This window comes from Marinobacter sp. SS8-8 (genome assembly GCF_030540945.1).
Taxonomy (GTDB): domain Bacteria; phylum Pseudomonadota; class Gammaproteobacteria; order Pseudomonadales; family Oleiphilaceae; genus Marinobacter.
In genome coordinates this window covers 113,984-126,909 of the sequence record NZ_JASSVN010000009.1, presented here as the reverse complement: position 1 = coordinate 126,909, position 12,926 = coordinate 113,984, and the positions used below count along the sequence as shown (strand labels likewise).

Annotated in this window: 13 protein-coding genes; 4 read left to right on the top strand and 9 right to left on the bottom strand. The window is 58.4% G+C overall.

From position 1 onward, the window contains the following. Window positions 1-36 precede the first annotated feature (36 nt). From nth to metG, 8 genes are read right to left on the bottom strand one after another with little or no spacing between them, the layout of a single operon-like run. Window positions 37-675 (bottom strand): endonuclease III, encoded by a 639-nt coding sequence (nth, locus tag QPL96_RS11090; protein WP_303287437.1) that lies wholly within the window; start codon window positions 673-675, stop codon window positions 37-39. 28 nt (window positions 676-703) lie between these two features. Continuing rightward, a complete protein-coding gene (locus QPL96_RS11085) occupies window positions 704-1,420 on the bottom strand; it encodes an electron transport complex subunit E (protein ID WP_303287436.1) in 717 nt (238 codons plus the stop codon). Between the two features lie 2 nt (window positions 1,421-1,422). Continuing rightward, on the bottom strand, window positions 1,423-2,124 hold the full coding sequence (gene rsxG / locus QPL96_RS11080) for an electron transport complex subunit RsxG (protein ID WP_303287435.1): 702 nt from the start codon (window positions 2,122-2,124) through the stop codon (window positions 1,423-1,425). A gap of 3 nt (window positions 2,125-2,127) precedes the next feature. Continuing rightward, a complete protein-coding gene (gene rsxD, locus QPL96_RS11075) occupies window positions 2,128-3,177 on the bottom strand; it encodes an electron transport complex subunit RsxD (protein WP_303287434.1) in 1,050 nt (349 codons plus the stop codon). A gap of 20 nt (window positions 3,178-3,197) precedes the next feature. After that, window positions 3,198-4,802 carry an electron transport complex subunit RsxC gene (rsxC, locus tag QPL96_RS11070; RefSeq protein ID WP_303287433.1) on the bottom strand — a complete coding sequence of 535 codons (1,605 nt, stop codon included), beginning with the start codon at window positions 4,800-4,802 and terminating at the stop codon, window positions 3,198-3,200. Beyond that, window positions 4,802-5,380, bottom strand: coding sequence for an electron transport complex subunit RsxB (gene rsxB, locus QPL96_RS11065; protein WP_303287432.1), 579 nt, complete (start codon window positions 5,378-5,380; stop codon window positions 4,802-4,804). Before rsxB ends, rsxC begins: the two co-directional genes overlap by 1 nt. Before the next feature lie 28 nt (window positions 5,381-5,408). Beyond that, on the bottom strand, window positions 5,409-5,990 hold the full coding sequence (rsxA, locus tag QPL96_RS11060) for an electron transport complex subunit RsxA (protein WP_303287431.1): 582 nt from the start codon (window positions 5,988-5,990) through the stop codon (window positions 5,409-5,411). 32 nt (window positions 5,991-6,022) lie between these two features. Then, window positions 6,023-8,053 carry a methionine--tRNA ligase gene (gene metG / locus QPL96_RS11055; protein WP_303287430.1) on the bottom strand — a complete coding sequence of 677 codons (2,031 nt, stop codon included), beginning with the start codon at window positions 8,051-8,053 and terminating at the stop codon, window positions 6,023-6,025. A 198-nt stretch (window positions 8,054-8,251) separates the two neighbouring features. On the opposite strand from metG, the gene apbC reads away from it, so the two are divergent. From apbC to QPL96_RS11035, 4 genes are all read left to right on the top strand, one after another. After that, complete coding sequence (gene apbC, locus QPL96_RS11050) at window positions 8,252-9,352, top strand: iron-sulfur cluster carrier protein ApbC (protein WP_303287429.1); 1,101 nt, start codon at window positions 8,252-8,254, stop codon at window positions 9,350-9,352. Between the two features lie 264 nt (window positions 9,353-9,616). After that, window positions 9,617-10,183 carry a dCTP deaminase gene (dcd, locus tag QPL96_RS11045; RefSeq protein ID WP_117620179.1) on the top strand — a complete coding sequence of 189 codons (567 nt, stop codon included), beginning with the start codon at window positions 9,617-9,619 and terminating at the stop codon, window positions 10,181-10,183. Continuing rightward, a complete protein-coding gene (locus QPL96_RS11040; protein WP_303287428.1) occupies window positions 10,180-10,779 on the top strand; it encodes a YjaG family protein in 600 nt (199 codons plus the stop codon). The genes dcd and QPL96_RS11040 overlap by 4 nt, the downstream gene beginning before the upstream one ends. A 74-nt stretch (window positions 10,780-10,853) precedes the next feature. Continuing rightward, window positions 10,854-12,131, top strand: coding sequence for a valine--pyruvate transaminase (locus tag QPL96_RS11035; RefSeq protein ID WP_303287427.1), 1,278 nt, complete (start codon window positions 10,854-10,856; stop codon window positions 12,129-12,131). Here the strand turns inward: QPL96_RS11035 and QPL96_RS11030 are convergent. Further along, the gene (locus QPL96_RS11030) at window positions 12,128-12,856 is read right to left on the bottom strand and encodes a DUF3108 domain-containing protein (RefSeq protein WP_303287426.1); all 729 of its coding nucleotides are present in this window, start codon (window positions 12,854-12,856) and stop codon (window positions 12,128-12,130) included. The genes QPL96_RS11035 and QPL96_RS11030 overlap by 4 nt on opposite strands. Between the last annotated feature and the right edge of the window lie 70 nt (window positions 12,857-12,926).

Below are 12,926 nucleotides of genomic sequence, written 5' to 3'. Positions count from 1 at the left end.
GGCTTTGCTGTTCCTGTTGAAAGGTAGGGGGCTGGCTTAAAGATAATCCCGCTTCTGTTTGAATTCACAGAGATCCTCAATAGAACAGGCCCCGCATTTGGGCTTACGGGCGGTACAGGTATAGCGGCCATGAAGGATCAGCCAATGGTGGGCGTCGAGCAGGAACTCTTTGGGGACCAGGCGCAGCAGCCGTTGCTCCACTTCCAGAACGTTTTTTCCTGGCGCGATTCCGGTGCGATTTGAAACCCGGAAGATGTGGGTGTCCACGGCCATCGCCATGTGACCGAATGCCGTATTGAGAACCACATTCGCGGTTTTGCGCCCTACGCCGGGAAGCGCTTCCAGGTCTTCCCGGTTTTCCGGTACCCGGCCATTGTGTTTCTCAATAAGAATACGGCAGGTCTTGATAATGTTTTCGGCCTTACTGTTAAACAGGCCAATGGTTTTGATGTATTCCCTGAGACCATCAACACCCAGAGCCAATACGGCTTCCGGAGTGTTGGCCACCGGAAACAGCTTGTCGGTCGCCTTGTTCACACCCACGTCCGTTGCCTGAGCAGACAGTATTACCGCAATCAACAGCTCAAACGGGCCTGAGTAGTTCAACTCCGTGGTCGGATGGGGGTTGGCGTCCCGCAGTCGGGTAAAGATCTCAATACGTTTCTGTTTGTTCATCAGCGCTCAGTCAGTTGCTAACCGGGGGTCAGGAGATGTTTCCGGTAACCCGGACCCGTTTGCTTCCAGCCTCTACCGGAGCCGGCTCACTGCCCTTTCGGCGTTCTTTCAGGTGGTTATCGACGCCGTTTTTCAGGGCAATCAGCAGGCCGAGGCCCACAAAAGCCCCGGGTGGCAGGATCATAAACAGCATGCCCGGGTAATTTTCGAACGGTCGGACGACCCAGTCGGCAGCCGCGGGGCCGAGCAGCAGGTTCATGTCAACAAACAGGCTTCCCTGGCCGGTGAGCTCGCGAATGCCGCCGAGCACAGCCAGTACTGCGAGAAAACCGAGCCCCATCATGGCTCCGTCCAGAAGGGCCGGGCCAGGTGCGTTTTTGGAGGCAAAGGCATCGGCCCGGCCAAGGATAGCGCAGTTGGTGACGATGAGAGGGATGAAGATGCCCAGGATCTGATAGAGCTCATAGGTAAATGCCTGCATCAGCAGTTCGGCGCAGGTCACGAAGGAAGCGATGATCATGACGAAAGCCGGCAGGCGCACGGATTCGCTGACAAAGTTGCGAATCAGTGACACGGCAAGGTTGGACCCCATCAGCACCATCAGGGTTGCCACGCCAAGACCAATGGCATTCACAACGGTGCTGGTAACGGCCAGCAAGGGGCACAGCCCGAGAACCTGAACCAGTGCCGGGTTATTGTCCCAGAGGCCGTCGCGGATGATTTCGCTGGAAGATTTGGTCGCCATGATCAGGAATGCTCCGTGTTGAACGATTCGCCAGCAATCGTTTCCGGTTTGAAGGCTTCGTTCCCCTGAGACGGCGCCTCATTGAGACGCTCCCGGATTACTCCGCGATTCTCTCGAAAATAGATCAGCGCTTTCTGAACAGCCTTTACCACGGCTCTCGGAGTGATCGTGGCGCCGGTAAACTGGTCAAACTGGCCGCCGTTCTTTTTCACGTTCCACTCCCGGTGGGGTGGTTCGCCGAGTGACCGGCCATCGAAGCTCCTGATCCAGTCCGATTTCTTGGTCTCGATACGGTCGCCCAGCCCCGGGGTTTCTCTGTGGCTGGTTACCCGGACGCCAAGAATGGTGCCCTGCATGTCCACGCCGACCAGCAGTTGGATGTTCCCGGAGTAGCCGTCGGGTGCCACAATGGGCATGATCATGCCTATCGGTCGGCCATCCTGCCGGGCAACCCAGACCGTCAGGGGGCCCGGCAGGGTCAGCCGTTCACTGGCCGGCAACTGCACGGTATCCCTGAGCAGGTCGTTGGTGTGCCGGCTTTCGGGAATGATTTCGAACAACGCCTTTGCTTCGGCGCGCGCTGCCTGCTGTTCAATTCGTTCCTCAGTGGCTACCTGAGTCACTGCAATGGTGCCACCGGTTATGATGGCGAACAAGCCGAGGCCGATGGCACTGCGACGCATGGACTGTGCTATGGCGGCCATGGTTTACCCCCGATTGCCTGGTACACCCCGGCGGGCCTTGTGATGGCCGTAAGTCCGTGGTGGTGTGTAGTAGTCGATAAATGGCACGGCAAAATTCATCAGCAGAACGCTGAAAGCAACGGCGTCGGGATAGCTGCCCCAGGTACGGATCAGATAGAGCAGAATGCCGATTCCCGCCCCGTAAATCAGTTTACCCTGATGGCTGGTAGCAGCGGAGACCGGGTCGGTGGCGATAAAGAAGGCACCCAGCATGGTTCCGCCAGCCAGAAGGTGAAGTGATAGCGGCGTATACAGGTCTGCATTGTTGCCAAATGCCAGGCTCATCAGGATCAGTCCACCAAGAAAACCGACCGGAATGTGCCAACTGATAATACCAAGGCCGATCAGCAAGAGGCCGCCGGCAAGAAAGGCCGCATTCACCCACTCCCAGCCTTTGGCGATGCCGTCACCGAAGATCTCGGGGTTCAGTACCTCGGCGGAAGTATGGCTGACGATCTTGTGTTTGTACTCATCAAGAGGTGTGGCCATGGTCCAGCCATCTACCGCTGTCTGCTGGCCTGATGCGATGGTCTCCAGGGTTTCACCGAAGCCCGGCGCGCCGCCCCAGAGCATAGCCGGTTCTGCCCAGTTGGTGGTCATGGCAACCGGAAACGACACCAGTACCAGCGCATAGCCCACCATGGCGGGGTTGAACGGGTTTGAGCCCAGTCCGCCATAGAGCTGCTTGGCAACTACGATGGCCGAAATAACCGCGACCGCTGAAACCCACCAGGGCGCAAATTGTGGCAGGGAGAGGCCCAGAAGCAAGCCGGTAACGGCGGCGGTGTTGTCTCTGATAAAAAACGCCACCGGTTTTTTCCTGAGCCTGAGCAGGGCGGCCTCGGAAATAACGGCGACGGCGATGCACAAGATCACATTGATGAGATTGCCCCAGCCGAAAAACAGAGTCTGGGCGAGCAGGCCAGGCAACGCCGCAATCATCACCCATAACATCACGCGGGATGTCGGACGGGCCTTGTGGGTATGGGGTGAGGACTGCTGAACTAACGCCATGGGTGTCGAGCCTGACTTGGTTAGTGGGTGGACTGGGGCTCGGCCGCAGGTGGTGGCTGGGATGCCTCGGCTTTTGCCTTCTTGCGGGCCAGGGCCTGCTCGACCAGGGCTGCCTTGGCAGAGCGTCCGTCAGCGACCGCACCTTCCGCCGCTGCTTGCTCCGCTTCGGCTTTTTTCCTTGCCTGGGCGTCGGCCGCAGCTTTTGCCCGTTCCTTGCGCCTCCGCTCTTTCTCTTCCCGTTCCCGCTCCAGGCGGGCCTGGCGAGCTTCGAAGCGTTCCCGGGCCCGGTCCGCTTTCCGCTGTTCTGCGCGCTGCATGCGAATTTCGCCTTTGGCGAAGCGGTAGTACTGCACCAGCGGGATCGAGCTCGGGCATACATAGGAGCAGGCCCCGCATTCGATGCAATCGAACAGGTTCAGGTGCTCGGCCTTGTCAAACTCGGTGGCCTTGGCGTACCAGAACAACTGTTGTGGCAGCAACTCCATGGGGCAGGCTTCGGCGCACTGTCCGCATCGGATACAGGGTTGTTCCGGCAGCGGTGCCGGTAACTCGCTGGCCGCTGCAGCAATGACGCAGTTGGTGGTTTTAATCACCGGAACGGCGTCGGTTGTAAGCGTATAGCCCATCATCGGGCCGCCGAGCACCAGACGGCTGAGCCTGTCCTGTTGAACGCCGGCCTGTTCGAGCAGATATTTTATCGGTGTGCCAATCAACGCCTCGAAATTGCCCGGTTCGCGTACGGCTTCGCCGGTAATGGTAACAACCCGGGAAATCAGTGGAGTACCGTCAAGCACGGCCTGCGCCACGGCAACGGCGGTGCCGATGTTCTGGCATATGACTCCGATATCAGCCGGAATGCCACCGCTGGGCACTTCCATGCCAGTCAGTATCTGGACCAGCTGTTTCTCGCCGCCGGAAGGGTACTTGGTTGGAATGACGGCGATTTCAGTCTGGGTGCCCTCGGTTGCCTTGCGCATCGCCGCAATGGCGTCCGGCTTGTTGTCTTCAATGCCGATAACGCAACGTTCCGGACGAAGAATCCACGCCATAACCTTGAGGCCGGCAACAACCTCATCGGCTTTTTCCCGCATGGTCATGTCGTCGGCGGTAATGTAGGGCTCGCACTCGGCGCCGTTCAGAATCAGTATGTTTATCTTGCGGTCGCGGGGTGGCCGGAGCTTGATGCTGGTGGGAAAGCCGGCGCCGCCCATGCCGGAAATGCCGGCATCCCGGATAATCCCGAGGACCTGGTCACGGTCGAGGGCACGATAGTCAGGCACGGGCTTGCGGGAGCACCATTGATCCTCGCCATCCGGCCTGAGCGTCATGCACCAGTCCGCCATTCCCGATGGGTGGGGAACGGGATGTTCCACAATGCTCTCAATGACACCGGATGTTGGCGCATGAACGGCAACACCCATACCGGTTTTGACCGCCGCGATTTTCTGGCCTTTCAGAACCCGCTCGCCCACCCCAACAATCGTTTCGGCCGGGTCTCCGGTGTGCTGCTGGAGCGGCAGCACCAGCCGTTCCGGAATTCCGGCTCGACGAACCGGTCGGGTCGTTGAGAAGTCTTTGTGCTCCGGCGGATGAATGCCACCGGAGAAGTCCCACAGTTGTGTCATCAGGCACTGGCTCCCTGCCGGTCAGTGGCGATGAGTCCCGGGGTCGGTGGCGCCCAGGTCCAGGTAAGGATATCCGGCTCAACAGTCACCATATCGATACAGTCGACCGGGCAGGGCTCCACACAGAGGTCGCAGCCGGTACATTCGCCTTCAATAACGGTATGCATATGTTTAGCGGCCCCGAGAATGGCATCGACCGGACAGGCCTGGATGCACTTGGTGCAGCCGATGCACTCGTCCTCGCGGATGACCGCAACCCGCTTGACCTGCTCAACGCCATGCTCCGCGTCCAAGGGTTCCGGCTCGACACCCAGCAGATTGGCCAGTGCCTTGATGGTGGATTCACCACCGGGCGGGCACTTGTTAATGCAGCCGCCCCGAGCAATGGCTTCTGCATAGGGCCGGCAACCCGGATAGCTACACTGCCCGCACTGGGTCTGTGGCAGGAGGGCATCAATCTGGTCAGCCAGTGGATTACCTTCCACCTTGAACCGCTCAGCGGCAAAGCCCAGCAAGCCGCCGAACACAACGGCCAGGGCCAGGAGAACCAGAACGGCAACGAGAACGCTTGTCCACATAAACGACTACTCCTAATCCAGCTACCCGTCAAACGCTGACCAGGCCGCCAAAGCCCAGGAACGCCAGTGACATCAGCCCGGCCGTAACCAGCCCGATCGCGGCCCCGCGAAACGCAACCGGAACGTCAGAAACGGCGATGCGTTCACGCATGGCGGCAAACAGGACCAGGACCAGGGAGAAGCCGGCCGCTGCGCCAAAACCATACAAAACCGACTCCACAAAGTTGTTGTTCTTGTTAATGTTCAGGAGAGCGACCCCAAGCACCGCGCAATTTGTGGTGATCAGGGGAAGGAAAATACCCAGCACCCGGTAGAGCAGGGGGCTGGTCTTGTGCACCACCATTTCCGTGAACTGGACCACCACGGCGATCACCAGAATGAATGTGATTGTCCTTAGAAAGGCCAGGTCCAGCGGCTCCAGCAGATAGGTGTAGACAAGATAGCTGGATAACGACGCCAGAGTCAGCACGAAGGTGGTGGCAAGAGACATGCCCATGGCCGTTTCGAGCTTCCCGGAAACGCCCATGAACGGGCACAGGCCCAGGAACTGAACCAGCACAAAGTTGTTCACCAGAATGGTGCTGACCAGAATCAGCAGGTATTCGGTCATATGCCTTGCTCCATAGACCCGGCTGCCGGTTGTTACATGATCCGCATGCCGGGCGTGGCACCGGAATCCGGAGACAGGATAAAGATCTCCTTGCCCCCCGGCCCCGCTGCCAGAACCATGCCCTCGGACAGGCCGAACTTCATTTTACGGGGCTTGAGGTTGGCAACCATCACGGTCAGGCGGCCCTCAAGATCTTCCGGCCTGTAAGCAGACTTGATGCCAGCAAACACGTTGCGGTCGCCGTGCCCCACGTCAAGGGTGAGGCGAAGGAGCTTGTCGGCGCCTTCAACCTGTTCGGCTTTCACTATTTTAACGATCCGGAGGTCTACTTTCGCGAAATCTTCGAATTCGATCTCGTCGGTGATCGGCTCCAGACTGGCAGCCGGCGCCGGTTCTCGGGTCGCTGCGGGAAGTTCCTCTTTTGAGGCGTCCAGCATTTTCCCGATCTGGGTCATGTCCACCCGGTTCATCAGCGGCCTGAATTTGTTGATGCGATGATTTCCCAGCAGCTCAGAACGCTTGTTCCAGTCCAGCTTCGCGTTCAGGAACGCCTCGGAAGCCTCGGCGGTCTTGGGCAGCACCGGTGCGAGGTAGGTCATCAGGAGATAAAACATGTTGATGGCGTTGGTGCAGATAGCCTGAAGATTCTCATCCTGGCCTTCCCGCTTGGCGATTACCCAGGGCTGCTCGTCATTAACGTACTGATTGGCAATATCCGCCAACTCCATGATCCGGCGCATGGCACGGCCGAATTCACGGGCTTCGTAGAATTCCTCAATCTGCTGGCCGGCATCGACAAACTCCTTCAGCTTGTCGTGCTCGGTGATCTGGCCCAGCTGGCCGTCGAACCGCTTGGTGATAAAGCCAGCGCTGCGGCTGGCAATGTTAACCACCTTGCCCACCAGATCGGAGTTCACCCGGGCGGCAAAGTCTTCCAGGTTCAGGTCCATATCATCGACGCTGCCGGTCAGCTTGGCCGCGAAGTAGTAACGCAGGTATTCCGGATTCAGGTGGTCCAGATAGGTGCGGGCCATGATAAAGGTGCCGCGGGACTTGGACATCTTCTTGCCGTTCACGGTCACAAAGCCATGGGCCCAGACCGCCGTTGGCGTTCGGAAACCGGCATCGTGCAGCATGGACGGCCAGAACAGGGCGTGAAAGTTGATGATGTCCTTGCCGATGAAATGGTACACCTCGGCGGTGGAATCGGCCTTCCAGAAGTGTTCGAAATCAATGCGTTCCCGGTTGCACAGGTCCTTGAAGCTGGCGAGGTAGCCAATCGGGGCGTCCAGCCAGACATAGAAATACTTGCCGGGGGCATCCGGGATCTCGAAACCAAAGTAGGGCGCATCACGGCTAATGTCCCACTCCTGGAGCCCGGCATCCAGCCACTCGGCCAGCTTGTTGGCCACCTGTGGCTGCAATGTGCCGCTACGGGTCCATTTCGCCAGGAAATCGGCAAAATCCGGCAGCTTGAAGAAATAGTGCTCGGACTCCTTCTCGATGGGCGTCGCCCCGGACACGGCCGAGCGCGGGTTGATCAGCTCCGCCGGTGTGTAGGTGGCGCCACAGGCCTCACAGTTATCCCCATACTGATCCTCGGTTTTGCATTTCGGGCAAGTACCCTTGATAAACCGGTCCGCCAGGAACATGTTCTTTTCCGGGTCGTAGGACTGGGTGATCTTGCGTGTGGCAATGTGCCCGTTTTCCTGCAACTGGCGGTAAATGTACTCCGAGAACTGGCGGTTTTCCTCGGAGTGGGTGGTGTAGTAGTTATCAAAGTGGATGTGGAAGCCGCGGAAATCTTCCTGATGCTCATCGCGGATCCGGTCAATCAGCTGCTCGGACGTGATGCCTTCCCGCTCGGCCCGGAGCATAATGGCCGTGCCGTGGGCATCGTCGGCGCAAACGTAGTAACAGTTCTGGCCACGCATTTTCTGATAACGTACCCAGATATCCGTCTGAATGTATTCCAGCAGGTGGCCCAGATGGATAGGGCCGTTGGCGTACGGCAGGGCGCTGGTAACCAGAATATCGCGCTGTTGTTTGCTCGCTTGCGTCATGGTGATGTCCGAACCTTATGTTGATACGGGTTGGAAAGACAAAACGGGGTCCTGGCGGCCGTCGGAATTGATTGCGCCAGGTAAAGACCCCATATGGTCAGAAACGGGCACAGATGATACCTTCCGAGCAGATATTTTTCATCCGAATCACCTGTTTCCGTGCTTAAAATCGCGCATTAGCTTATTCCGGAGAACCCGATGACACAGATATCAGAGCAGGCCCTGCAAACCGCGGTCCGCGAGTATCGCGACCCGTACCTCAACAAGGATCTCTACGAATTGGGTGCCGTAAAATCCCTGGGCGCAGACGACAGAGGCAAAGTGACCCTCATGGTTGAGCTGCCGTACCCCTCGAAAGGCATCGCCGGGGCGCTGAAGGAGATCGTGACCAGCGCGCTGGAATTCGTCGATGGCGTAGAGAGTGCCGACGTTCACGTCGGCCAGAAAATCCACGCCTATAAGGTTCAAAAAGACCTGCCCTCGGTTCCCGGCGTGAAAAACATCATCGCAGTCGCTTCCGGCAAGGGTGGTGTCGGTAAATCCACCACCGCCGTCAACCTCGCTCTGGCACTCCAGGCTGAGGGCGCCAGAGTTGGCATCCTCGACGCTGACATCCACGGCCCCAGCATCGGCATGATGCTTGGCGTCCCCGAAGGCAAACGCCCCGACACCCGCGAAAACAAATACTTCGTCCCCATGGAAGCCCACGGCCTCCAGGCTAACTCCATGGCCTTCGTCGTTACCGACAAAACTCCCATGATCTGGCGCGGCCCCATGGTCAGCGGCGCGGTGATGCAACTGCTGCAACAGACCCTCTGGAACGAACTCGACTACCTCATCGTCGACATGCCCCCCGGCACCGGCGACATCCAGCTCACCCTGGCCCAGAAAGTCCCCGTCACCGGCGCCGTGATCGTCACCACTCCCCAGGACATCGCCCTGCTGGACGGTAAAAAAGGCATCGAAATGTTCCGCAAAGTCGACATCCCCGTGCTCGGCGTTGTCGAAAACATGAGCGTCCACATCTGCAGCAACTGCGGCCACGAAGAGCCCCTCTTCGGCCACGGCGGCGGCGAGCGCATCGCCGAAGAATACAACACCACGCTCCTGGGTCAGCTGCCCCTGCACATGACCATCCGCGAACAGACCGACGGCGGCACCCCGTCGGTGATCGTAGAACCGGACTCCGAAGTAGCGCGGCGGTATCGCGATATCGCCAGAAGAGTCGGAGCTGAGCTCTCGACCCGCGAACGGAACCTTTCCGGCTCGATATCAAGTGTTTCGGTGACCGAGCACTAAAACTGCAGCAAGAAGAGAGCGTTCGGGGCGGCGAAAACGAGGGGCCGTTCGCGGGCGCAGGAAAAGCGGTCCAAAAATGTCGGAGGCCAGGGAAGGCCGGAGACAAGCCACAGGGATGTGCTCGAAGCGGTTTTTGGACCGCTTTTCCTGCGCCCGCTGACTCCACAGTCTATGTAGAAAAGTAAGCCCTGGAAGCTTCGACAGACCCCAAGGGAACAGGTAAACTACGCCTCAATTTTTCCCAGTGAATACGAGACTTTGCCAATGAGCATCAAATCCGACAAGTGGATTCGCCGGATGTCCGAACAAAACGGCATGATCGAACCGTACGAAAGCGGACAGGTTCGTGAAACCGAAAAAGGCCGCGTGATCTCCTACGGCACCTCCAGCTATGGCTATGACGTACGCTGCAGCAACGAATTCAAAATCTTCACCAACGTCCACTCCGCCACCGTGGACCCGAAGAACTTCGATGAAAACAGCTTCGTCAACTACACCGGCGATGTCTGCATTATCCCGCCAAACTCCTTCGCCCTGGCCCGCACCGTGGAATACTTTCGCATCCCACGCAGCGTACTCACCATCTGCCTCGGCAAATCCACCTACGCCCGTTGTGGCATCATCGTCAACGTCACTCCGCTTGAGCCCGAGTGGGAAGGTCAGGTTACCCTGGAGTTTTCCAACACCACCAACCTGCCGGCCAAAATTTACGCCAACGAAGGCGTGGCCCAGATGCTCTTCTTCGAATCCGACGAGATCTGCGAGACCAGCTACAAAGACCGGGGCGGCAAATACTTCGGCCAGACCGGCGTAACCCTGCCCAAGACATGAACGCCAACCAGTTCCTCAAAGCAGTCTCACAGTTGCAGGGCTGGCGTGAATGCGCCTTCCTGCTCGCTTTGGCTGAGCGCTCATTTCCCAACTATGCCTTGTTCGCAGACGCCGTCGGCCTGAAAACCGGTGCCAAAATGCGCCAGTTGCTGGACCTTGGCTGGGACCTGCTCCAGAAGGATGTCTCGGAATCCGCCATCCCTCAACTGCTGGCAAAGCTGGAGACCCTGTCTCCGGATGTGAACGCTTTCGATGCCTACGGCGTCTACCCGGCCTTCGATTTCTGCCAGTTGCTGGAACAGGCTCTGCTTAGTCGTCTGAACCCGGGTAAACACCGGGCAACCGACGCCTCGAAGATGGCCACGGCAACGGTGATGAATTTCATTGAGCTTTCGGAGGGGGGAGATCTCGACCAAGACGAGTTGGTTCGCCTGCTGGATCAACACCCCCTGATGAAAGACGACAAGACCTTCCAGCGGGAACTGGTGCTTGCCCTCAAGCGCCAGCGCACGCCCACCGATCAGTTCGTGACCCGGCTTCGGGAGGACGCAGCCAACGAAGGCGTCAGTAACCTGGGGATCTCGCTCAGCGAATAACGCCAGGTGCAGGAGCAAGCTACACTTCCGGTATCACCCGATATTTTCAGTTCAGGTCAGATGGATTTTACCCCATGAAACTCTCTGCTTTTGGTCGCAAGTTCACCGCCGATGCCGGTATCACGTCTCTGATGGATGATCTGGGTAACGCCATGGCATCCGGCGATGACGTGATCATGATGGGTGGCGGTAATCCCGGGCATATTCCCGAGATCCAGCAGCGAGTGCAGGAAATTCTGGCGGATATGAGCCGCAGCGAAAGCGATGTCCGGCGCCTGGTGGGCATTTACGATCCGCCCCAGGGCGAAAAGCAGTTTATCGCCTCGCTCACCGAGATGCTGAACCGCGAGTACGCCTGGGGCCTGAAGCCCGGGAACATCGCGCTTACCAATGGCAGCCAGGCCGCCTTCTTTATGTTGTTCAACATGTTTGGCGGCGACTACGGTGAAGGTCAGCGCAAGCATATTCTGTTGCCTCTGGCTCCGGAATACATCGGCTATGCCGACGCTGGCATCGAGCCTGGTCTGTTCCATGCGATCCGACCGGATATTTCCTTTACCGATGCCCACGAATTCAAGTACCGGGTGGACTTTGATGCCGTGGAAGTCACTGGTGAGACGGGCGCTATCTGCGTGTCGCGGCCCACGAATCCGACCGGCAATGTGGTGACCGACGACGAGCTTGCGCGTCTTGAGCAGCTGGCACGTGACCACGACGTGCCCCTGATCGTTGACGGAGCCTATGGCACGCCGTTTCCCAGCTTGCTTTTTGTCGACGCAACGCCCACCTGGAACGAGCAGATTATCCTCTGCCTGAGTCTGTCGAAATTGGGACTGCCAGCGGCGCGTACAGGTATTGTGATTGCCGCTGAGCCGATCATCAGGGCGCTCTCGGGCATTAACGCCATCATTAATCTGGCCACGGGCAGTTTCGGAGCCATGCTGGCGGAACCGCTGGTCAGGTCCGGCGAGATCCTCTCGCTGAGCCGCGAGGTGGTATGCCCGTTCTACAAGACGAAAATGCAGAAGGCCGTCGCCGTTTTTCGGGAAGCCATGGGAGAAGATCGTTGCCGCTGGTATCTCCACAAGCCGGAGGGCGCGATGTTTCTCTGGCTGTGGTTCCCGGATCTGCCGATTACCAGCCTTGAGTTATACCGGCGGCTGAAAGCCCGTGGTGTGCTGGTCGTTTCCGGCCATTATTTCTTTCCGGGGCTGCCGGAGGACGGCTGGAAACACCGGCACGAGTGCCTGCGCGTCACCTATTCCCAGGACGATGAGCGGGTTGCCGAAGGTCTGCGGATCATCGCGGATGAGGTCAAAGCCGTTTGGCGTGAGGCCGGGCGCGAGGTTTAGGGCCCGAAATCCGCTGCTTTCAGTTTCAGCTCGTAGGTGCTGCCGTCCGGCTCCACCTGAAGCAGTCGCACGAGAAGGAAATCCTGTTCGGGTGAGAACCACATCAGGGTCTGGCGCTTCGAGTCCTCCCGAACCTTTTCCGCTTTCAGAAAGGCTGTTCGGTCGCCACCGGTGCTTGTAGCCTCGCCGTTTATGACTGCGAAACGCTCCTCATCAACTGACCGGCCATCAATGACCTTGTAGGTCATGTCACGTTCGCCGTTACGGATATCCTGATGCAGCTGGAGCTGGTAGCCGAGCGGGTCCAGGACCCCTTCCTCCAGTTCGATTTCAAAGCGCTTGCCCTTGTACTCTCCGGTGGCCACACCTGTCGACCAGTCGAAATCGATGGAATGCTTCCGATCCTTTATCAGAAACCCGGAAAGGTGGTAGCGGTACCTCATCGGCACGACCCGGCCGTTTTCCCACCTGAGGATCAGGGATTCGTCAATGCTGGCAATAAAGGAATCCACATCGGTTCGGTAGAGCCAGATATCGTTGCCCTGAGAGGTCAGAGTCCGTTTTGCGGTGCCATTAAGGGAGACGCCTTTTTCCATGGCCGCTGTGTAGCTGGCTTCAAAGGGGGTGAGCCCGGTGCCCGATTCCGCCTGGACAGGGCTTGCCAGAATGCCGAAGCAGAGCAGTAATGCTGCGCCCCGGAGTTTGGAGATCGTTAGTGAGTGCATATTGCCGAACCCGAACAAATACCGTCATCAATGACGATAGTGTAGCTGCCCGGGTAAGATACGGAGATGA

What these genes read in the sequence shown, in the direction of transcription:
- rsxC (WP_303287433.1), bottom strand. Translation starts at nt 4,802, where the DNA reads ATGACACAACTGTGGGACTTCTCCGGTGGCATTCATCCGCCGGAGCAC.
- QPL96_RS11035 (WP_303287427.1), top strand. Translation starts at nt 10,854, where the DNA reads ATGAAACTCTCTGCTTTTGGTCGCAAGTTCACCGCCGATGCCGGTATC.
- dcd (WP_117620179.1), top strand. Translation starts at nt 9,617, where the DNA reads ATGAGCATCAAATCCGACAAGTGGATTCGCCGGATGTCCGAACAAAAC.
- nth (WP_303287437.1), bottom strand. Translation starts at nt 675, where the DNA reads ATGAACAAACAGAAACGTATTGAGATCTTTACCCGACTGCGGGACGCC.
- rsxA (WP_303287431.1), bottom strand. Translation starts at nt 5,990, where the DNA reads ATGACCGAATACCTGCTGATTCTGGTCAGCACCATTCTGGTGAACAAC.
- rsxG (WP_303287435.1), bottom strand. Translation starts at nt 2,124, where the DNA reads ATGGCCGCCATAGCACAGTCCATGCGTCGCAGTGCCATCGGCCTCGGC.
- QPL96_RS11085 (WP_303287436.1), bottom strand. Translation starts at nt 1,420, where the DNA reads ATGGCGACCAAATCTTCCAGCGAAATCATCCGCGACGGCCTCTGGGAC.
- metG (WP_303287430.1), bottom strand. Translation starts at nt 8,053, where the DNA reads ATGACGCAAGCGAGCAAACAACAGCGCGATATTCTGGTTACCAGCGCC.
- QPL96_RS11030 (WP_303287426.1), bottom strand. Translation starts at nt 12,856, where the DNA reads ATGCACTCACTAACGATCTCCAAACTCCGGGGCGCAGCATTACTGCTC.
- apbC (WP_303287429.1), top strand. Translation starts at nt 8,252, where the DNA reads ATGACACAGATATCAGAGCAGGCCCTGCAAACCGCGGTCCGCGAGTAT.
- rsxB (WP_303287432.1), bottom strand. Translation starts at nt 5,380, where the DNA reads ATGTGGACAAGCGTTCTCGTTGCCGTTCTGGTTCTCCTGGCCCTGGCC.
- QPL96_RS11040 (WP_303287428.1), top strand. Translation starts at nt 10,180, where the DNA reads ATGAACGCCAACCAGTTCCTCAAAGCAGTCTCACAGTTGCAGGGCTGG.
- rsxD (WP_303287434.1), bottom strand. Translation starts at nt 3,177, where the DNA reads ATGGCGTTAGTTCAGCAGTCCTCACCCCATACCCACAAGGCCCGTCCG.